Annotated in this window: 15 protein-coding genes; all 15 read left to right on the top strand. The window is 36.6% G+C overall.

Going from position 1 to position 22,898, the window contains the following annotated elements:
- Window positions 1-569 precede the first annotated feature (569 nt).
- The 15 genes from spoIVA (at window position 570) to P9Q65_RS07160 (ending at window position 22,375) form a co-directional block, all read left to right on the top strand.
- Window positions 570-2,048: a stage IV sporulation protein A gene (gene spoIVA, locus P9Q65_RS07230; RefSeq protein WP_304508705.1), complete on the top strand. Its 1,479-nt coding sequence runs from the start codon at window positions 570-572 to the stop codon at window positions 2,046-2,048.
- A 500-nt stretch (window positions 2,049-2,548) separates the two neighbouring features.
- On the top strand, window positions 2,549-4,996 hold the full coding sequence (locus P9Q65_RS07225) for an ATP-binding protein (RefSeq protein WP_304508704.1): 2,448 nt from the start codon (window positions 2,549-2,551) through the stop codon (window positions 4,994-4,996).
- A gap of 6 nt (window positions 4,997-5,002) precedes the next feature.
- The gene (locus P9Q65_RS07220) at window positions 5,003-5,758 is read left to right on the top strand and encodes a LytR/AlgR family response regulator transcription factor (RefSeq protein ID WP_304508703.1); all 756 of its coding nucleotides are present in this window, start codon (window positions 5,003-5,005) and stop codon (window positions 5,756-5,758) included.
- A gap of 299 nt (window positions 5,759-6,057) precedes the next feature.
- Window positions 6,058-11,793, top strand: coding sequence for an S-layer homology domain-containing protein (locus P9Q65_RS07215; protein ID WP_304508702.1), 5,736 nt, complete (start codon window positions 6,058-6,060; stop codon window positions 11,791-11,793).
- Window positions 11,794-11,958: 165 nt separating this feature from the next.
- Window positions 11,959-12,417, top strand: coding sequence for a stage IV sporulation protein A (locus P9Q65_RS07210; RefSeq protein ID WP_304508701.1), 459 nt, complete (start codon window positions 11,959-11,961; stop codon window positions 12,415-12,417).
- 317 nt (window positions 12,418-12,734) lie between these two features.
- The gene (locus P9Q65_RS07205) at window positions 12,735-13,478 is read left to right on the top strand and encodes a glycoside hydrolase family 25 protein (protein ID WP_304508700.1); all 744 of its coding nucleotides are present in this window, start codon (window positions 12,735-12,737) and stop codon (window positions 13,476-13,478) included.
- 195 nt (window positions 13,479-13,673) lie between these two features.
- Window positions 13,674-14,336, top strand: a complete 663-nt coding sequence (locus P9Q65_RS07200) for a response regulator transcription factor (protein ID WP_304508698.1) — start codon at window positions 13,674-13,676, stop codon at window positions 14,334-14,336.
- Window positions 14,333-15,343, top strand: coding sequence for a sensor histidine kinase (locus P9Q65_RS07195; protein WP_304508697.1), 1,011 nt, complete (start codon window positions 14,333-14,335; stop codon window positions 15,341-15,343). The genes P9Q65_RS07200 and P9Q65_RS07195 overlap by 4 nt, the downstream gene beginning before the upstream one ends.
- Before the next feature lie 140 nt (window positions 15,344-15,483).
- Window positions 15,484-16,122: a biosynthetic peptidoglycan transglycosylase gene (locus P9Q65_RS07190; protein WP_304508696.1), complete on the top strand. Its 639-nt coding sequence runs from the start codon at window positions 15,484-15,486 to the stop codon at window positions 16,120-16,122.
- A 110-nt stretch (window positions 16,123-16,232) separates the two neighbouring features.
- The gene (locus P9Q65_RS07185; protein WP_304508695.1) at window positions 16,233-16,997 is read left to right on the top strand and encodes an ABC transporter ATP-binding protein; all 765 of its coding nucleotides are present in this window, start codon (window positions 16,233-16,235) and stop codon (window positions 16,995-16,997) included.
- On the top strand, window positions 16,987-18,960 hold the full coding sequence (locus P9Q65_RS07180; protein ID WP_304508694.1) for an FtsX-like permease family protein: 1,974 nt from the start codon (window positions 16,987-16,989) through the stop codon (window positions 18,958-18,960). The genes P9Q65_RS07185 and P9Q65_RS07180 overlap by 11 nt, the downstream gene beginning before the upstream one ends.
- A gap of 466 nt (window positions 18,961-19,426) precedes the next feature.
- Window positions 19,427-20,140, top strand: coding sequence for a LytR/AlgR family response regulator transcription factor (locus P9Q65_RS07175; RefSeq protein ID WP_304508693.1), 714 nt, complete (start codon window positions 19,427-19,429; stop codon window positions 20,138-20,140).
- A gap of 3 nt (window positions 20,141-20,143) precedes the next feature.
- Window positions 20,144-21,412, top strand: a complete 1,269-nt coding sequence (locus tag P9Q65_RS07170) for a sensor histidine kinase (RefSeq protein WP_304508692.1) — start codon at window positions 20,144-20,146, stop codon at window positions 21,410-21,412.
- Between the two features lie 169 nt (window positions 21,413-21,581).
- Window positions 21,582-21,737, top strand: a complete 156-nt coding sequence (locus P9Q65_RS07165; protein ID WP_304508691.1) for a cyclic lactone autoinducer peptide — start codon at window positions 21,582-21,584, stop codon at window positions 21,735-21,737.
- A gap of 41 nt (window positions 21,738-21,778) precedes the next feature.
- A complete protein-coding gene (locus P9Q65_RS07160; RefSeq protein ID WP_304508690.1) occupies window positions 21,779-22,375 on the top strand; it encodes an accessory gene regulator ArgB-like protein in 597 nt (198 codons plus the stop codon).
- Window positions 22,376-22,898 lie beyond the last annotated feature (523 nt).

The raw sequence follows: 22,898 nt of genomic DNA, 5'->3' as shown, positions 1-22,898 counted from the left end.
AAGCTAACAAGTATTTCCCCAAAAGCTCAAAAATTACAGGTATACCACGAAGAACAATCAGTTATCAAAAGCGTCGAATACTAGAGAAATTAAAAAACCTATTAATTTGATAAATTAAATTGCCCACCCCCCTTACTTTTTCGGCTAAGTAGTGAGGGGGTTTTTCAATTCCTAATTTTGTTCTTTGGCAACTGAATATGCGTATCTCAAATACCTTCCTCTTATGGCCTCGAAAGGGAAAGCAACTTAACAGATGCCGCTGTGATCTCTGAAAATTTTTGTGTGAGCGATTTGCATTGTGTTTAAACAAACCAATTGCACGGTTTGATTGCCATTACCCATAAACGATATAATGATACTTTTGCCTTGAACGCATCACCGCATTGGACAGCCGCCTCAGAACGGGGCGGAGATGCTGAGGCACTTGTGAAAAACGGTGGGAATAAATTAGCAGAAAAAACAACTGAAAGGAAAAAATGTAAAAACAATTTGAACTTTGTTCTATTCCTGTAATTTTATCATAAAGTATATTGTATGGATACAGTTTGAAATCAAAGGAGGAAATTACGGTGGAGAAATTCGATATTTATAAGGATATTGCGGAAAGAACAGGTGGAGATATTTACATTGGCGTTGTTGGGCCTGTACGTACAGGAAAATCAACTTTTATCAAAAGGTTTATGGATTTATTGGTATTGCCCAATATTTCGGATCCTCATACCAGAGAGCGGGCAAAGGATGAATTGCCACAATCAGCATCGGGGAAAACAATTATGACAACGGAACCAAAGTTTGTTCCCAATGAAGCGGTTCAAATTTCCCTTGGAAATAATACGGATATGAGAGTTCGTATGATTGATTGCGTGGGTTATCTAGTTCCAGAGGCAGAAGGACATATGGATGGGGAAATCCCTCGAATGGTACATACACCTTGGTCTGAAAATGCAATGCCATTTTTAGAAGCGGCGGAAATGGGGACGAAAAAAGTTATTACAGACCACTCTACCATTGGTATTGTTGTGACAACCGATGGTACGGTGACTGAATTATCCAGAGAAAATTATATTGAAGCAGAGGAAAGAGTAATTCAAGAGCTGAAAGAAATGGGGAAGCCTTATGTAATTCTTTTAAATACAGCAACGCCTTACGCTGAAACAACAGCTTTACTGGTTCAGGAGATGGAGGAAAAATATGGTGTTCCCGTTATTCCTGTAAATGTTGCTCAATTAAAGGCGGAAGATATTAAAACCATTTTGGAACAAGTGCTGTATCAATTCCCTATGCGAGAAATCAGATTCTATTTCCCCGGATGGGTGGAAACACTGGAGGATGACCACTGGCTAAAGAAGTCCCTTGTGGAGGGCTTGAAGGAAATTATGGGGAAGGCTGAACGTCTCAACGATGTTTCCAATGCCATCATGGGTTTAGAGGAGAAGGATTTCTTAAAGAAGGTATTTGCTGATCGAGTGCTGCCTGGAGAGGGTGCTGTGGATGTAGCGTTGACTTTTGATGATGGTTTATTCTATCGCATTTTAAGCGAAACAGTGGAACTTCCCATTGAAAACGACTATTCGTTAATTTCTACCATTCGGATGCTTTCTGAAACGAAGAAAGAGTATGATAAGATTGCCACAGCACTTAGTGATGTGAAACGCAAGGGCTATGGTGTAGTTACGCCAGTGTTTGAAGAAATTGCTTTAGAAAAGCCGGAAGTATTTAAGCAAGGAAGCCGTTATGGAATTAAGTTGCGGGCAAAAGGTGAGTCCATCCACTTGATTAAAGCGGATGTGGAAACAGAAGTTTCACCGATTATCGGCAATGAGGAACAGTCCAGGGAGTTTATTGACAACTTAATTGCAGATTATGAATCAGAACCTGAAAAAATTTGGGATTTAAATATATTTGGACGTACCCTAAGTTCCATGGTTAGTGATGGCATGCAAAACAAGATTTATCGTATGCCTGAGGATGCACAAATGAAATTGGCAGAAACCCTGCAAAAGATCGTAAACGAAGGAAGCGGCGGTTTGATTTGCATTATTCTTTAATGCGCAAAAAGGTTGTTGTCGAGAGACAGCAACCTTTTTGTTGTAGAAAGAAAACCACGTGCTAGATGAAGTTGTCAAGTGAATAGACAATTTAAAAAGCACCTTAAGGAAAGCCTCGTTCAGTTCTATATTGAACAGGGCTTAAATATTTTAAGGCGTAGGCGGGGCATTGATTATTAAGTTGGCGACTGTTTTATCCGCTCCATTCTGTGCGGAGCGTTCCATTTTTCCAGTATAAAAAGCCATACAGAAAAATCTTTGAATACGCCGGCACGGGTGGAGGAACGGGCGGCAGAGAAAAAGCCCTCTATCCGGGAAAGGATTTTATAATGCAAGAATTTATTAAATAAAAATATTTCAAAATAATATGCGCTAATTTTTAATTTATAAGTTATAATTATTACATGAAAAAATTATAAGTATTTAAAAATTTTTATAATTTAGCTCCGAAGTTGATTTGAATAATACTGGTAAGTTTAATGATTAAATAGAGGTTGTTTATGATAAAGATATTTAAAAGAAATAAAATTGAACCTGATTTAGCAGAAAAACTGAATACAGATGCGAATGACATTGTTTCACGCAATACATTGATTATGGGGGTTTTCTGTTGTTTTGTCTTTATTGCAGAAGAGTTGACAAGAATTCAGCAAAATAGAAGTTGGATTATGCATGTAGTGATAGATAGCGCTGTAATTCTGATTGCTGCATCGTTGCCCTTTATACTGAAGAAGTTCAGGGTGCGAGAAAATTTGATTATGCATGCACTGGCAATCGGTTATATTGTAACAATTTCCACGATCATTATAACTTTTGAGGGTGCTAAATTTGGCGGTATTACTGTTTGGGGTAATGTACTTATCATGGTTTTTTTAAGCATGTGCTATTACTCAACCAGCATTTTTTGGTTTTATTCATTTGTTTTCGGGCTTTTTTGGATTACTTTATTTACAGTAAAGACGCCATTTATGTGGACCTATATTGATTTATCCGACCATGTAGGCAGATATGCAATTTTTATAATTATGTCTGGCATAGCGTTTTGGGGCAATCATATGATACGGCGACAAGTATTAGACAACCAAAAACAAATCAATATCATCGAACAATACTCAAAAGAATTAGAGGAAAAAAACAAAGAGCTTCAAAGATTGGATAAGCTGAAAAATGAATTTCTTGCAAATACAACCCATGAGTTAAAAACACCTTTACATAGTATTATCGGTTTGCTGGAACCACTGATAGAATCGGAAAACAAGATGTTAAAGGGTGATGAATTATATGATATTTCGCTGGCGGTTTCCAGTGCAAAAAGACTATCTGGATTAGTAGGGGATATTCTTGATTTTTCAAGCCTCAGAAATCAGGAGATTATTCTCAAGAAGCAGTATGTAGATATTCATGTTTTAACGAATATGGTTTGCTCGTCCTTTGAACATCAGATGAAGAAAAAAAATTTACAACTTGTGAATGCAATTTCTTCTGATATTGATTTAATCTATGTGGACGAAAACCGCCTTCAGCAGATTATGTTCAACTTGATTGGAAATGCAGTGAAATTCACGGAAACAGGGGAAATAAGAATTTCAGCAGTGAAAAGTGCTGATCAAATGCAGATAACAGTTTCTGATACGGGGATTGGAATTGCTTCCGAAAGGCAAGACCATATTTTTAACAGTTTTGAGCAGGCAGATACTTCTATTGCTAGAGAGTTTGGCGGAACAGGCTTGGGATTGACAATTTCAAAAAGCCTTGTGGAGCTTCATGGAGGAAAACTATGGGTCAAATCAAATTTGGGGGAGGGTTCTGAGTTTACGTTTTCACTTCCCTTACCACAAGTTGATGAACCGAAAATTTTACGGTCGCCAGTGACTTCTTTGGAAAAGTGGGAAAACCAATCAGAACCTGACTATGAGATTCAACCCATAAAATATCGGAAAACAATCAAAGAAGATGCACCCCAAATTTTGGTTGTGGATGATGAACCTATAAACATTCGAATTATTTATAATATCTTATCCAAGGAAGGTTATTCTCTTACAGCGGTATACTGCGGTAAAGAAGCGCTCGACTTAATTCAAAAAGGTCAGAAGTTTGATCTTGTCCTTTTGGATGTAATGATGCCGCAGATATCCGGCTTTGATGTTTGCATGAAAATAAGGGAAACCTATTCACTGGTACAGCTACCAATTCTTCTTCTTACGGCAAAGAATTTAACAGAGGATATGGTGGCAGGCTTTAACGTCGGTGCGAACGATTATCTTTATAAACCTTTTAGTATGAAAGAGCTGACAGCCCGTGTGAAAACACTTTTGGAGCTTAAAAAATCAACAGAAAAAGCGCTTGCCGCAGAATTGTTTTTTTTGCAGTCTCAGATTAAACCCCATTTTCTCTATAACGCATTGAATGCCATCATAGCCTACGTTAGAACCAATCCGGATTTGGCACGGGAAATGATTGTGGAGTTGAGCGGATATTTACAGGAAAACTTCAATTTTAACACAATGGAAAAAATAATGCCCATTTCCAAGGAAATCAGCATTATAAAATCATATCTTTTTATTGAAAAGGCTCGTTTTGGGGATAAGCTTAAGTCGGAATTTAATATTGATGAAAGTATCCGATGCAGTATACCCCATTTAATGCTTCAACCCCTTGTGGAAAATGCCGTTCGTCACGGTATTTTGGAAAAACAAGGCGGTGGGACGGTTAAAATTTCAGTAGAAAGAGATGGTAAAGATGTGCTATTAATCGTAGAAGATGATGGCGTTGGCATAAACCCTGAACGAATTTCAAAGCTTTTGCAACATGAAGTGGCGGGCGTTGGAATTGGGCTTTATAATGTGCATCAGAGGATGTTAGCCATTTATGGACATGGCATTGAGATGGAAAGTCAGCCTGGGGTTGGAACAAAAGTCTGGATGAGAATTCCCGAAATGGAGGTTTAACGGAGTATGTTAAGAGTTATTTTAGTTGATGATGAATTGCCTGCTCTGGATGAGCTTTCTTATCAGCTTAGTAAATTTGAACAAATTGAAATGATCGCCCAATTTACAGATCCGATTATGGCCTTGAAACAAATTGAGCAGATAGAGCCTGATGTGGTTTTTCTTGATATTGAAATGCCCATCCTAAACGGTCTGAATTTGGCAACGGAGCTTTTGGAGCAGGATAAGTCTTTTTCTATTGTATTTATTACTGCATACAATCATTATGCACTGCAAGCCTTCGAGGTGAATGCCGTTGATTATATTGTGAAACCTGTGCGTGTGAGCCGTCTGAAACAAACGGTGGAGAAGCTGCAAAAAAATATGGAGAATAATGTACGTCATACGCCACAGCTTATGAAACAGATGAAAGATACAGTGAATGAGGCTGCCGATAAGCTAGTTGTCTTTGACGGGGAAAACTATCATTTTATAGAGTATGAGGAAATTATATATATTGAAGCTCGAATGAAAATTTCGGAGGTTGTAACCAGAAAAGGGGCCTATTCTACCAAGAAAACCATGAATGTAATGGAGGAACGATTGAGAAGCCATGGATTTTTTCGGTGCCATAGAAGCTACATCATCAATCCCAAGCATATAATAAAAATTATGCCCTCAAGCAGTGGTACTTTTCAGATAAAATTAAATCATTCTCCTTTGATTCCCGTGAGCAAACCCCATACGATGGAAGTGAAAAAAATAATTGAGCGTATGGAGTGATTGTTGCAATAAGAAGAAAATCCAATATTTAAAAGGCTATGAAAGTGTTCCCTTAACAGTTTATAGCCTTTTTTTCTTTGAATAATTCATACCAAAAAACAGTTTATTCATACCGTAATTCAGTTCATTGGTAAAAAATCACGTGATATTAATTTTATTTATGATAAAATGAAGCGAATTTTTAAGGGGTTTTTACCAGTAAACTTACCGCTGCAAGTAAAGTATAGAAAAAAAGGGGGCATTTGAAAGCAGAAATGAATTTTACATAAAATTACTTATAAATAAATGGGAGGAGAATTATGGGCAAAAAAATGAAAAAACAATTGTTGAGTGCACTATTAAGCTCCTGTATGGTGTTGGGCTTAATACCTGGCGCATTAACAACAGCGTTCGCAGCTGAACCAGAGTATATCACCATGGCGTATCCAAGCTTTAGCTACGATACGAATCAGGATTCACTAATAACTTCCGGTCGAGTAGCGAATGATTATAGGGGAATTCTGACCTACGCTGGCGAACAAAATCAGGTGGGCGGTTTGTTTGCGAAAAACATTATGCCTATGGGAACTGATGGATTCTCCTTAGCTGCAAAAACAGAGTTTGGAATTTCCAATGGAACAGCTGTTCCGGGAACTGGTATTGCATTTGTTTTTGCGAAGGATGCCACTGAATGCACGGAGGAATACGGTGATGGTCTTGGATATAAGGGTTTAACAGGAGAAAGTATTGCCGTGGAATACTTTGCAACGAATAGTAGACATGGGCTTGCATTGGGACAGGATGGCGTTCAGTATGCTGATACTTTAGATTCTGATGGGCTTTCAGCATCTCCGTATGATAAATATGTTTATTTTTGGATAGACTATAATGCAAGTAATACGGAATTAGCGGTTTATTTGAGTTTTACCTCTACAAGACCTACTGAGCCTACAAAAACATATTCCGTGGATTTGAGCGGCTATAAGAATTTCCATTTAGGGGTTACTGGTGCTACAGGGACGTATCACCAAATGCACAAGTTAAATAGTTGGTATTACGATGCAGCTTATCATAGCGACAGTTTGTCGTTGGATGGCACAACGACTTATGATGATGATTTTTCCGTTAAAAACGTAACTTCTACCGGTGCTACCGTTAGTGATATTAAGAGTACTGAGGGGTTTGAATATCGGGAAAGTGGAGCAGTTGGCACGGAAACTCAAGTAGAAGCAACAGATGGTTCGGCAACGATTACAGGGCTTGCCCCTGGTACATCTTATGAGTATCGCTCTTATTGGACTACCAGTGATGATACCATTTATGGCAATTGGAAGTCCTTTACTACGTTAGAGGAATACCAGATAACGGTACCCGAGGGCTGCTATATCGGGGAGGATACAACTATGACCTCCCAAACTGTCATGGAGGGGGATTCTGTAACGGTAACTGCACCCGAGGTGGCAGGGAAAAATTTCACCTCATGGACAGATGGCGATGGTAATTATATTAGTGACGAAGCAACTTATACCTTCACGGCATCAAAGAATCTTTCTTTGACTGCAAATTATGCAACCATGACAGTATTATCGGGGGCAGGTACGAGAACGAATCCGTATAAGATTAGTAATGTAGATGATTTGAATACCCTTGCTGCTATGGTAAATAATGGTGATACAGAATATGTAGGTGCATATTACAGCTTAACGCAGGATATTACTTTGTCCGATACTCCATTTATACCCATTGGGTTTAAAGGAGTTAATGAAGGCGGTGAAAGTGAGCCTGTAGACTATCCTTTTGAAGGTATTTTTGATGGGAATGAGCATACCATTTCTAATTTACATGTAGAGGGTGTCAACTATGGCGGTTTGTTTGGCTATGCGGAAGGTGCAACCTTTACAAATCTGACGGTTGTGGATGCTTCCGTTTCCGCAGACGAAAATGCAGGCGGTGTTGTTGGCTATGCAAGTGATACGGTAATTTTAGGCTGTAATGCTGTAAATTGTAGTGTAACTGGCGGCGATTCCGACGAAAATTGTTCCGCAGGTGGCATTGTTGGTACTTTTTCTTCAGTTGCCTCCTTATGTAATGCTACGAATTGTACTGTTACAGGTGTTTGCAGTGGTGGGATTATCGGACGCTCCTATAGTGCGGACATTAGTCTTTGTGAGGTGCAAGATAGCACCGTTACCAGTTCCTTGAACAAGTATTCTTCATGTGCAGGTGGTATTATAGGTAAATGTGACACGTATAATCCCCAAGGCAAAATTTCAGATTGTACCGTATCAGGTGGCAGTAAAACAACAATTAGCGGTAAATTCTATACAGGCGGAATAGTAGGTTATTGCACTGAGGATATTGAAAAATGCACGGCGATTTGTGATGTTTCTAGCAAAGAATATACAGGTGGAATTGCTGGTTATCTTCATTGTAAAAAAGTTTCACAGTGCGAGTATAACGGTAATATTACAGGCATTGCAGGAAGTAGCTTTTACGGCGGCGGTATCGTGGGACTAATCTATACTTCCGATGGCAATTTAATTCAAAATTGTGTTGCCTACGGCACTGTAAATAGCGGTGATCCCTCTCATTACGTTGCCTCTGGTATTTTGGGTCAATGTGGCGGTGTTGGGAGCTATAGCTTTACAATTGATCACAATGTAGCAATGCAAAGTGATATTTCAGCAGGTAAGGTAAATAGTCTCTGTGCGGCAAATCAGTCAAGCACTTCTCCATTAACCGATTCATATTGTAATGAGAATTATGCAGGGGATTTTTTAACACTTATGGGAACACTACAAGGGGTTGCATGTGATACGAAGGCTGCGGCAGAGATGGATGAAAGTTTCTGGAGCAATCTTGGTTTCACCCCTGCAAACGGCTGGGTATATGAAACAGAAAATAAAACAACCACAGCTGGGGTGGAGGTGCATCGTGGGGAAGTAACACCATTCACACTTACGGTAAGCGGAAATGCGGTTCCTTGTTATTCCAATACGCCTCTTACAAAAAATGGCGATAACACTTATACTGTTTATGCCGGCATGAAAATTTCTATGAGGGCAGCAGATGAGTATAAAATTACCCAGATGGATGTAAACGGAACAACCCTAAGTGAAAAACCTTGGGAATTTACGGTTTCCGATAATACCGATGTGTCGGTTTCTACGGCAGAGGCAACGAATGCTATTTGGGCTTACAAAGACAAGTATGTTGTAGGAGCATATGATGCAAACAGCACCGTGGATGACATTGATTGGGCAGGCGCAAAAACTTCTAGTATTACGCCTCTTTCTGGCACATATACGGATATGGATCTTTATCTTTTCGGAAGTAGTAGCTTCGGAGGCGACAATGTACTTAAGATTGGGCAACTGAATCTTGGTAATGGCAAAGTTATTGTGCCTGAACAAGAAAACAATCCTAACATTTTTATTTCGGGTAAAGATGAAAACAGCTTTCTTCATGCAGACGCCATATCAGCTGCCGAAGAATTTGAAATTTTAGATTTAACAGTGAATGTTAATACATTATTTTCGGTTGATGGGATTGTCATTTTTTCAGATGGAATAGATACCTCATTAACAGTAAAAAATGATGCTCAGCTTTCAGATTTATTTATGGGTGCACAAGTTACCTTTTTAGGTAATTTAACTGCATCAGATGATGTGGGAGTGTTCTCTGGCAATCTGAAGGTAAGCGGCAATTTGACAGCAGGAGAGTTTGAAATGGGTTCTTCTTATGGGGATGGGAGTTGTGATGGAACTGCCGAAATCAATGGTGACTTAAAAACAACAAGTACTTCAAATGGTGTTTTTGTACGAAATTATTCCGATTTACAGGTATCCGGCAAGGTGGAAGCATATAGTTTTTCTATGGCGGACCACGCAACAGCGAAAATCCTTGGAGGTGCAGTAGTTTCAAATTCTGTATCCTTGGTAGGTTCTTCTGTTCTGGATGTAACAGGTACCCTTTCAGCCGCAAGTGGTATTGATATCAAATCTAAGAATGCGGTGTTGATTAACGCGGCAAGCGACAGCAGCATACCTATTTTTAACAGTGATACAGGCGATACTTATTTTCGTACCATGTTGACGGGAATGCCCAAGAACACATTAATGAACATCGTTTCTGCTTTGAATGCTTCTCAGGATATGTCATTTATTCAACGTACGGATGGAAATGGTCAGCTGGTGGTTTGGCTGCGTAAATCGGGAGATACCGTAACAGCCACAACTTTGGATGGTACGGAATATAGCGGAAGTGACACCGTTGGGAATTCAAAAATTACATTGGGGCTTCCAACTGGCGTTTTCGGCATTGCCCTTTCCGCAGATGTGCCATCGCAATTTAGTGCAGGGGAAACAGTGAATTACTGCAATACAAATGCTGTGAGCGGTGACGGTGGGTATACCTGTGATAACAGTCATATAGAAGTATCCCTGGTTGATGACAGTGGAAATTCTGTTGCAGTAGACACTCCACTTTCAGTAGGTAAATATGATTTGGTTCTTACTTATATTGAAAAAGATGGAAATGGTAATTTGGTTGCCTATGGCACTGTCTCTTATCCCATTACTGTAGTAAATCAGTATACGATAAGTTTTGATGCAGCAGGCGGTTCTGCCATAGAGAGTATAAAGGGTGCAAGTGGGACGCACATTACATTGCCAACGCCTACCCGTACCGGCTATACCTTTGGCGGTTGGTCTGACGGTTCAAAAATATTGGCAGGCGGAACCGGTTATATTGTAACAAAAAATGTAACCCTCACTGCTGTATGGCAAGAAAGGGGCAAATCCCATGGCGGCGGTGGTGAAGGAGGAGGAATGATAATAAATCCTTTTCCAAAATTGATTGATAAGGGTTTTTATAGCCTCAGTGTAGAAAAAGACCAAACACTTGCTGAAATAGATAGTGCTAAAATTCTGAAGGAAGCAGTACAAGGAGGCACCTTGGATGTTGATGCCGGAACGACTCCTACAGGCAAATGTATTATAGATGGAGAAACCTTCAAAAAATTGGGAGAAAAACATGTATTATTGCAAATTCAATCTGACGGTATCGGTTATGGATTTCCAACTGATGCAATAGGAATGGACTCTGTACTGGATGTGCTTGGGGCAGATGAAGAGGACTTGGATCAAATAAAGATAAACATTACAATCCAAGAACTGACTGGTGATTCAGCGAAGTTTATAAAAAACGCAATTGCAAATGCATCGCATACTTTGATGGTACCGCCAGTGGAATTTAGTTTCAAGGCAGAATATAACGGAAAGAGCGTGGAAATTTCTAAATTTCAACATGAAATAGAACGTAAAATTCCGATACCTAAGAGTGTTGATCCGGGCCAAATTTCCACGGCTGTTGTGGTTTCGTCTGATGGCAGTCAACGTCATGTGCCGACATCTATCGTGCAGATAGACGGAACATATTACGCTAAGATTAATTCTATAACAAATTCAGTGTATGCGTTGATTGGCAACTCTGTTAATTTTTCTGATACAATGGGAAAATGGTATAAGGATATTGCTTCAGAAATGGCATCTCGTTTGATTATTAGTGGACGTGACGGTTATAACTTTGATGGAGATAGTAACATTACAAGAGCAGAATTTGTATCTATACTGGTGCGTGCCCTTGGTTTGCCCAAGGATGGGAAAGCCAATTTTGGTGATATTTCCGAGAATGATTGGTACTATGGCGCGGTTGGTACGGCTGTTGAATACGGATTGGTTAAGGGATGTGAAGATGGCAGCTTTCATCCGAATGATAACCTGACTCGTCAGGAGGCAATGTTGATGCTTCAGCATGCTGCAGTTGTGGCAGAATATACGGGAGTTGAAAGCGCATTGGATTTGTCAAGCTTTGCTGATGATAGTCAGATTGGAAGTTGGGCGCAGGATGCAGTTGTTTTCAATGTATCCAATGGACTGGTAGTTGGTTCGGATAATCAGCTTCGTCCCACAGATACCATTACCCGTGCAGAATGTGCCGCGGTTGTGTTAAGACTGCTTCAAAAAGCAGGATTGATAGATATTAGAACACATTAATAAATGGGGAAAATAATTAGATAACAAAAACGAGAAGCGGATTATAGATACGTTTCTCGTTTTTTGCAATTGTCTTTTTGACAAGGATATATAATCAGTGCTGGTTCTTAATTTTTTATTTTGATATTTTACAATTTTTTTGTCCTGTTTTGACAGATGCAGGCTTTGTTAATTTCTACCATTCGGATGCTCACTGAAACGAAGAAAGAGTATGATAAGATTGTCACAGCACTTAGTGATGTGAAACGCAAGGGCTATGGCATAGTTACTTCGCTGTTCGAAGAAATTGCTTTAGAAAAGCCGGAAGTATTTAAGCGAGGAAGCCGTTGTGGAATTAAGTTGCGGGCAAAAGGTGAGACCATACACTTGATTAAAACGGATGTGGAAACAGAAGTGTCACCTATTATCGGCAATGAGGAACAGTCCAGAGCGTTTATTGATATCTTAATTGCGGATTATGAATCAGAGCCTGAAAAAATTGGGGATTTAAATATATTTGGACGCACCCTAAGTACCATGGTTAGTGATGCCATGCAAAACAAGATTTACCGTATGCCTGAGGATGCACAAATGAAATTGGCGAAATCCTGCAAAAGATCCGAAACGAAGGAAGGGGCGGTTTGATTTGCATTATTCTTTAATGCACAAAAAGGTTGTTGTCGAGAGGCAGCAACCTTTTTGTTTGGCGCTAAAGAACAAGGTGGTACCACATAAAGTTGACGGAAAGGGTTAAGAATTTCTTAATTGAAAAATATGGGGATATTACAGTATGATGTAAAAGATATGATGGAGTTTTTATTATTAGAATAGAAGGAAACGAAATGGGAAAAAGAAAACGAAGGAAAAAGAGGAGAGCAAGAGGGTGCATGTCTGTATTTCTCACCATTAGTATTTGTGTGCTTTTTTTACACTATGTACAATATAAGTGGGAGGCCATGTGTGTGTCATATGAAGAGAAAATAAAAGAAAATGAATATGATTGGAGCAGGTTAACTACCGATGAAATGGGACGAAAACGGTATACCAACCAAGAAAATGAATCAGCTTGCTTGGGTATTGACGTATCCAAATACCAAGGAGATATTGACTGGAGAAAAGTGAAAAATGACGGTATAGAATTTGCAATACTTCGAGGTGGCTATCGTGGTTCGGGAAATGGTGAAATTGTGTTAGATGAGAAATTTTTAGAAAACATTCAGCAGGCAACTGATGCAGGAATTAATATAGGTGTATATTTTTTTTCACAAGCCATAACAGAAGCAGAAGCCATTGAAGAAGCCAATTTTTTATTGGAACATACCAAAGAGTATACCATTACATATCCCTTTGTTTTTGATATGGAGGAGTTTGGGGTGGAAGAAAATAGGATAGATACATTAACAATTGATGAACGTACGGTCATTAGTCGTGCATTTTGTGACACCATTCAAACATCTGGGAAAAAAGCTATGATTTATGGCGGAAATAGTTGGCTTTTGAATCGTTTACAACCCTGGGAGATCCAACATTATGATTTGTGGCTGGCCGAATATTCAGGTGAGCCTTCCTACCCCTATCAATTTCAAATATGGCAATATAGCGATTCCGGTGTGGTGGATGGTATTGCGACAAAAGTGGATATGAATCTTTCTTTTTATGATTATAGCAAAAATGAGGAAAATGAAACAGAAAAGACAGAAGATTGATCGGGATGTCAAAATAAAATGACCGATGTTGTTGGTTTCACATGAAAGATGAAAAAATATATTTTGTAGGTAGTATTGGGTTAAAAAAATTTTTTTCAAACCAAATAAATATGGTATTATACTAATTAGTATATAGTTTTTTTCTATAACCATTTGAAGATTTAAAAGGATAGTGGTAATAAGGGGGCGCTGTGAATGACATTATTCATCGTAGAGGATGATTTCGAATTAAGAAAGGAATTAATATCATTTCTCGAAAACTGTAGTTATGATTGCAAAACCAGCAATGATTTTACGAATATTGTAAAGGACGCTTTAGAAGCAGAACCTGATCTGATTTTATTGGATATCAACCTTCCCTACTTTGACGGATATCATATTTGTCGTGAAATACGAAAAGTGTCTGATGTGCCAATTATTATAGTAACAAGCAGGAACACAGATATGGACGAGTTGATGAGTATGAATTTGGGAGCAGATGACTTTGTCACAAAGCCTTATAACACACAGATTTTATTGGCACGTATCAATGCGATATTAAAACGGGCAGAAAAAGTGGGGGATGTTTCTGACTTAAAGTATAACGGTCTTACTGTGTATACAACAAAAAGTATGGCCGCATTCGGTGATAAGAGTGTTGATCTGACAAAAAACGAGTTGCGTATTCTCTCAGTCTTTATAAAAAATCAAGGAATGATTGTAAGCAGAAATGATTTGATGGATGAGCTTTGGCAATCAGATGAATTTGTGGATGACAATACACTTACGGTGAATGTAAATCGCCTGCGAAAAAAGTTGGAACAAATTGGAGCGGTTAATTTTATACAAACCCGGCGTGGACAGGGGTATATTCTATGAAGCTAGTAAAATATTTGAAAGACAAAATCCTTTTTATTGTTTTACAGACTGTTATTTGCAATTTTCTTTTCTTTGTTTTGAAAGTATACCATGTAAACAATTATGCAATCACACTTACTGTTTTGGCTGTTATTCTTGCAAATATTTTTTGGCTAATATTTGATTACACGTTTCGTTTTTTATATTATAAAAAATTGCTAAACAACCTTGCGGGGATGGAAGAAAAGTATTTGATTGCAGGGCTTCTGGAAGAAGCCCATTTTACAGATGCAGAAATTTTAAATGAGGTTATTAAAGAGACAACAAAAGCAATGAATGATGAGATAGCATCCTATAAAATAACGCAAGACGAATATCGTGAATATATTGAAACATGGATTCATGAAATTAAGACACCCCTTTCCTGCATTGATATTATCTGCAAAAATAACCGAAATGATGTTACCCGTAAAATTGCGGAAGAAACACAGAAGGTAGATAACTATATTGAACAGGCTTTATTTTACGCTCGAAGCACAAATGTGGTGGCGGACTATTCCATTAAGAAATTGATTCTTGCTGATGTAGTAAAGAATACAGTGAAAAAAAACTCCAAACAGTTAATTGCCTGCCATACACAGGTGTATTTTGATCTAAATGATTTTACGGTTTATGCTGACGAAAAATGGTTGGATTTTATCATTGGTCAAATTGTCGCAAACAGTATAAAATATAAAAAAGAAAATCCGGAGCTTAGTTTTTTTGGAGCCGAAGATGAAGACAGTGTTATTCTTTCCATAAAGGATAATGGCATTGGAATTCCAGAAAGTGACCAAGCCAAAGTATTCGAAAAAGGATTTACAGGTAAAAATGGTAGGTCATTTGCAAAATCAACAGGAATTGGGCTATACCTTTGCCGTATACTATGCGAAAAAATGTATTTGGGTCTGAAAATACAATCCACCGTGGGGGAGGGAACCACATTACAAATTATCTTCCCGAAGGACAGACAATTATTTATGCAATAACTATAGAAGAAAAGAGATCAGTTCATTCTGGTCTCTTCTTTTGTTTGGTGACAATATTGTTCGTTTTCTGTAAGCATAATCAATGTTACTCATGACCATTGATTGTTATAATATGATCAAATAAGAAAGGGGTTCTTGATATGAAAAATATAACTTATATTATTTTAAAAAATATCATGATTATAAGTATATTTGCTGTGTGTACATACGGATTTACAGAAGTACGCTCTATTGTTGCAGAAGGGTATGATATGTATCAGAATGCAGTGGGTCTTGAGAGTATCTCAAACAGGATTGAGAAATTAAAACAGGACGACAGCTATATAACCACAGATGAAATATCGGTAGAATTCAAAAAAAAGATCATTCAATCAGAGGATCAACGATTCTATTATCATTTTGGTGTTGATCCTATTGCTTTGGGCAGGGCAACCATGCACAACATTCAGGCATTTCGTTTTGTGGAGGGGGGCAGCACCATCACCCAGCAACTTGCAAAAAATCTTTACTTTACTTTTGATAAGAAATTGGAACGAAAAGTTGCTGAGCTGTTTGTTGCATTTCAATTAGAACATATGCTTACAAAAGACGAAATATTGGAGCTATACTGCAATGTTGTTTATTTTGGGGAAGGATGTTATGGATTAGAGGAAGCCTCAGAGCATTATTATAGCATTTCATCCGATGAATTATCGGAGGAGCAGGCATCGGCTTTAGCATTCACAATTAAAAGCCCCAACTATTACAATCCCAATGTATACGAAAACGCAGCAGCATAAGCTGCATGACAAAAATGTTCGTTTTCTGTAAGGGAAACCCATGGAAAGTTATAAATATACATATTACAATTTAAATATGAATGAAGATAAAGAGAAAGGAAGTTTACTTAATGAACACGATTTTAAAGGTACAAAATCTACAGAAATATTATGGCGGAAAAGGAAATGTTACCAAAGCAATCGATAACATCAGTTTTAGCGTTGATGAGGGGGAATACATCGGAATTATGGGTGCTTCCGGTAGCGGCAAAACAACATTGTTGAATTGCATTTCAACCATTGACAGTGCAACAGCTGGACACATCTTTATTGATGGAATGGATGTAACGATGATGAAATCTTCCCCTTTGTCAAAGTTCCGCAGAGAAAAGCTGGGTTTTATTTTTCAGGATTTTAATTTGCTGGACACACTGACTGCATATGAAAATATTGCATTGGCGTTGACAATTATTAAAGTTTCTCCCAAAGAAATTGATAACAGAGTAATAAAAGTGGCAGAACTTTTGAATATCTCAGAGGTGCTAAATAAGTACCCATATCAGATGTCGGGCGGTCAGAAACAACGAGTAGCCTCGGCCAGAGCAATTGTTACTAATCCCAGTCTGATTTTGGCGGATGAGCCCACAGGCTCTTTGGACTCAAAATCTGCAAAAATGCTGTTGGAAAGTTTTAAAAACCTCAATGAGCAAATCGACGCCACAATTTTAATGGTAACCCATGATGCATTTACTGCAAGTTACTGCAAACGGATTTTGTTTATCAAGGATGGAAAATTGTTCAATGAACTTATACGGGGGAATGAAACACGCAAAGCGTTTTTTGACCGCATTATGGAGGTCATTGCACTTCTTGGAGGTGATCTTAATGCTGACTAAATTAGCCTTTAAAAATGCGGGAAAAAGTGTGCGTGATTATGCCGTTTACTTTTTTACCCTTGTTTTAGGTGTTTCTGTTTTCTATATGTTTAATTCAATTTATGCCCAAAAGGATATCATGGTGGTAACGGAAACCCAGAACGATTCTATGGTAGCCCTTTGTCAGCTTTTGTCAATAATTTCTGTATTTGTTGCGGTGGTTCTGGGGTTTTTGATTGTTTATGCCAACAATTTTTTTATCAAACGCAGAAAAAAGGAACTGGGCATCTATATGACCCTAGGCATGGAAAAAAGTAAGATTTCCGTTATTCTTGTACTTGAAACTCTGGTGATGGCTATTGCCGCATTATTACTGGGTCTTGTCGTAGGTATTTTCGGCTCACAGTTTATGTCTGTGTTTACGGCAAGCATATTTGAAGCAGATATGTCAGGATTTCGATTTGTTTTTTCCGTGGATGCGCTCGTGAAAAGTGTGCTCTACTTTGCGATAATTTTTGTTGTTGTAATCCTGTTTAATATTGGTGCAATAAACAGATACAAACTCATTGATTTGATTTACGGGGGAAGAAAAAATGAAGAACTAAAGGTTCGAAACATTTGGGTATCCATTGCAATTTTTTGTGTATCCCTTATTTTCTTGGCAGCGGCATATTATTTGATATTAAAAAATGGTATGGTCAATATTAATGCCTTGTTTTTTTCATCCATTGGATTAGGTACGATGGGAACGCTGCTGTTTTTCTTTTCTGTTTCTGGGATACTTATAAAGCTGATTCAGTCAAGAAAAAATGTATACTACAAAAACCTTAATATGTTTGTTACAAAGCAGCTTTCTTCCAAAATCAATACAAATTTTGTTTCCATATCCGTTGTTTGCATTGTTTTGTTGTTGGTAATCGGCATATTCTCCTGTGGGTACAGCGTGCAAAATTCATTTTCCGCTCAGCTTAGGGAAAATATTATATATGATTTTTCTTTATATGGAGATTCTTCTTTTGAAACAACGATTTATGAAAGTCTACCTGAAGATGTGAAGCAACAGGATATTACATGGCAAGAATATTCCATTTACAATTCCGGAGAAAAACTACACTATTCAGATTTTCCGCTGGACTTTTCTTCGAGCTTTATTGATATGAGCGAAGAAAGCTTGAGTATTATGCTGCTGTCAGACTATAACAAAATGCTTGAAATGCAGCAGAAGCAGGGAATAGCTCTTGGAGAGGAGGAATACCTGATTCTTGCTCCCAATGAATTATTTCAAGATACTGCCCGCCAGTTCTGTGAAAAAAACATTTCACTTCCTCTGTTTGATGGAGTTACTCTGAAACCGACTGATAATACTGTTTCAAGAATTACGACGGCTAATCAGGGTTTTGGGGGTATTTACTTTGTAGTAAGTGATTGTTATAAACAGCAGATTAAAGAGCTTTCTGATACCAGCAATCAAATATTAAATATAAATTGCAAAAGTGATGAGCAGGCGAGCCAAGTGAAGGTGAGTTTGGAAAAGCAAAATGATAACAATAAAGGTTATTATTATTTTGACAGTAAGCAGGGAATTTATGAGAACTCAGTTGGCACGAAAGCAATTGTATCTTTTTTAGCTATCTACCTTGGAATTGTATTTATGATTTCTTGTGCAGCAATTCTTGCCATTCAGCAGCTTTCTGAGGCCGCGGACAATAAATCAAGATACGAACTGCTCCATAAACTGGGGACGGATAAAAATATGATATACAAAGCACTTTTTAAACAAATTTTGTGCTATTTTCTTATGCCTCTTTTATTGGCAGTGGTTCACTCTGTAGTGGGTATTACCGCAGCGAATGAAGTAATTAAGATTTTTGGACGCATTGATGTTACAAAGAATATTATAGTGACTGCTTGTGTTATTATTGGTGTTTATGGTGCTTATTTTGGGCTCACCTATATGGGAAGTAAAAGTATCATTAGTAAGTAAGAGAAGTATTGAAAACATGAAAGCAGTTGTTAAATAAATTGGGATGCAACAAGGGAGAAGGGTGATAATTTTTCTGGAAATCTAGCCAGGCTGACCAGAACTAATTCAATATTTTCGATCAACAGCAGAGAAGAAAAAGATTTTAATATTTTTCTTTCTCTGCTGTTTTTATTTTAAATTATCGTAGTTTCAACATAAAACGTTACTTTATTGTTATTGATGACCAAACGAAAACCACTTGTTTTTAACCAAATTTATGATGCAGATATAGTTAATTCCGGATATCTGTATTTATAACGGCAAGTCAATATAAATATTTTGTGTGCTCAATTTAACATGTTTTACAAAACAATAAAAAGTTAAATTGTTCGCAAAACGAAGTTTCTACTGTAGTCGAAAAATGAAAGTTATGGTAAAATATGATATAAACAATTTAATCTAACATATTTTAGGTGGGATAAGCAAAATGTTTAAGGTTGCAATTTGTGATGACAATAAAACGATTTGTATTGAAATAAAGAAGGTAGTAGAAGAATTTTTTGCAGCTCAAAATTTAAAATATGAAATAGATATTTTTTTTACCGGAGAAGACTTGATAAAGGTTTTGAAAGAGCAAGAAAAATATGATTTGATTTTTCTCGATATCGAGTTGGATGTTATAAATGGGATTATGGTTGGTCATTATATCAGAGAAGAACTTTTGGATGATTATACGCAAATTGCATTTATATCAGCCAAAACGTCATATGCTTTGGAACTTTTTCAAATCCGACCCATTCACTTTTTGGTAAAGCCCATAGCAAAAGTACAAGTATTTCGAATAATAGAGAAAACACTAGAGCTACAGGGAAGGCAAACCAATTTTTTATGTTATAAAAGTGAAAGAGCAGAGAAAAGAGTACCATATAAAGATATTTTATATTTTAGCAGTGAAGGAAAAAAAATAATTATTCATATGAAGTATGGGGAGGATTATTTTTATGGGAAATTGTGTGAAATAACTGTACCTGCTGTGGATTTTATATGTATTCATAAGTCTTTTATTATAAATAGACATTATGTGGTTCAATTTAAATTTGATAAAGTGTTATTAACTAATTCACAAGAATTACCAATTAGCCGTACATATCGAAAAGAGGTAAGAAAACAATTAAGCTTATGGCAAAGAGAGGATTTGTAAAAAATGCTTGTGTTGGATTACAGTGAAGTTATTTATTTGATTTCAAATGTTTTTCGAATATTTGCAATTAATTTATTTTTAGAAGTGTTTTTTTCAAAAAAAAAATTGAGATGGTCTAGTACTGCTCAAAAAGGTGTATTGATTGCATATTTTATTATTAACAGTGTAGTTTATTTATCTTTACGAAACCCTATTTTGACTGTTATTACAAATGCAATATTGTTTTCAGTTTTAACACTGCCATATAGGAGTTCAATATGGAGAAGAATATTTGCAATCTGCTCTATTTTTATGATTGGAGTGATTTGTGAGGGGATTGTGGCGAGAACAGCAATATTATTATATGGTCCGTCCCCTGCAATTGAGATAATTACATATGTATTAAGCAATTTTTTATTATATTTTATTATTTTAATAATGAAACGATTTTTTGGGGAGCATGAAGAGTTATTGCTTCCTAGGATGCATTGGTTATGTATTACCATCATTCCTTGTATATCTTCCGTCGCCGATATCGTACTTATTTTGGGTGGTTATGAGCAGTGGGTAAATGTTACAATTATTTTAAGTCTATTTTTGATTAATATTGCATTTTTTTATTTATATGTACAAGTAGTTGAAAAATACGAGGTTGAACTCCAAAATCAATCTTTAGCCCAACAGAATAAAGCTTACCATCAACAGGCACTTGTAATTCATGCTGCAGAAAACAATATTAGAAGTTTACAACATGACTTTAAAAATCATTTGATTGTTTTAAAGGAAGTTTCCAATTCCAAAAATGAAAAATTTAAAGATTATGTACAAGTTTTAGAAGAAAAATTAACGTTGAATTCAGAATACGTAATGACAGGGAACAAAATGCTGGACGGATTAATTAATTATAAATTGCAGATTATGTATGATCTGGGAGTTAAGGTTGATTTAAATATTAAAATCCCGGATGATATAAATATACATGATTTTGATGTGGTTGTTATTTTGGGTAACTTACTGGATAATGCAATTAAGGCATTACAGGAGCAGGATAACGGGATTTTTCAAATGAAATTTTTATATAACAGAGGTACATTTTTTTTGCAACTGCGAAATTCCTATATTGGTGTATTAAAAAAGAAAGGGAACACCTTCTTTAGTACAAAAAAAGAATCTGATGAACCACATGGAATTGGTTTGAACAATGTGAAAAAAATTGTTGAAAAATATAATGGAAATTTATTAATAAACGCAGAGAAAAATTTCTTTGATGTGGAAATTTTAATGTATATTTGATTTAGCAAAAGCGTATCAGTAACATACAGATACGTTTTTTGTTGTCATTTTTGGAAGAAATATTGCTGATTTTGGCTTTTTCGGTTTTTTCTTTAAAATGATGTTATACTTACATCGTACGGCTTATTACTTATTACTAATCTATATAAAAGAAATGGGGTATTCATTTATGAAAAAAACAATGGGAAATTGGAGATTAGGAATGTGGAAAGCTATTACATCTCTAGCTATGGTAATTACTGTGGTATCGGTTAATTCTGCCTGCATGTTTGAGTATTACCAACCTAAAATGCCTAAAGGCAGCGAAAAACTGAGAAGAGACTAAGGAGTGGGGTTATTCTGTAGTTCGTGTTCGGGGTGATTACGATGACTGAAAGATTGATGGATGGAATATGGAAACAAATGAAACTGTCAAAGGGGCTAGAGGACAGTGACAAGGATATTTACATATTCGGATTATACCAAGGTGCGATATTACTTTTGAATATTTGTACCTCTCTGCTTATTGGAGTCATCCTGAACATGGTTTTTGAAATTATTTTATATTTAATTTTCTTTATTCCGCTCCGTATTTTTGCTGGTGGATATCATGCAAAGACACAGTTGAGGTGTTATATTATGTCAAGTGCTACAACGGTGCTTATTTTGCTGGGAATTCGATTTTTACAACGATATAGCAGCATATGGGAGTTAATTTGTTTTGTGGTTGCGTTCTGTGTGATTTGGATATTTGTACCAGTTGCAGATGCAAATAAACCGCTACTTGACAAGGAAAAAATTAGTTATAAAAAGAAGGTTCGAAAAATACTGGTTATTCTTACAGCTATTGCAGGGATAGCTTATATTCTGAAGGAATTTGTGGTAATGACTGTCATAGAAATGTCGGTTTGTTTTTTATCTATCATTTTGATTATGGGATTATACAAAAATAAGAAACTTATGAAAAATTCAGAACAGGGATAATTTGTGATATATTTTTTTTAAAGAATAGGAAGGTTCAGGACTGTACAGCAGGATATTTGGTGAGGATCTGTTTACTTTGCATTTTAAAAAAGAGAAACATAATTGCAAAATTACGGTGCTTGATGGGAAATAACTTAAGGGTACTATTTTTAAGAATTAAGGGCTTTAATCAAGTGGCAAGATTTGATATAAAAGTGATGAAAAGCATGTTTCATCTATAGCCTATCACAGATATTATCACTTAAGAAGATTTAAACAATTTTGCTGTAATTTTTAAAAGTGAGAAAATAAAAGTTTTTGGAAACTCAGCAGAAGCTTTAATAAAAAGTTGTTATCATAATTAAATAGTTCCGATGAAGAACAATACAGCGACATATAATGTTAAAACTATGTATTTTTTATCTTTACGTACCTCATAATAAACAATTCTTTTTTCATTTTTGCTTTGGTATTATTGGTATTTCTAGGTATTTAATTTTTTACAATAACGTAACGTTTTATAAACGAGAAAATTTACCCGCCT

The sequence above is a fragment of the Anaerotignum sp. genome, from assembly GCF_030625865.1.
Taxonomy (GTDB): Bacteria; Bacillota; Clostridia; order Lachnospirales; family Anaerotignaceae; genus Chakrabartyella.
This window is presented reverse-complemented; position numbering and strand designations above follow the sequence as displayed.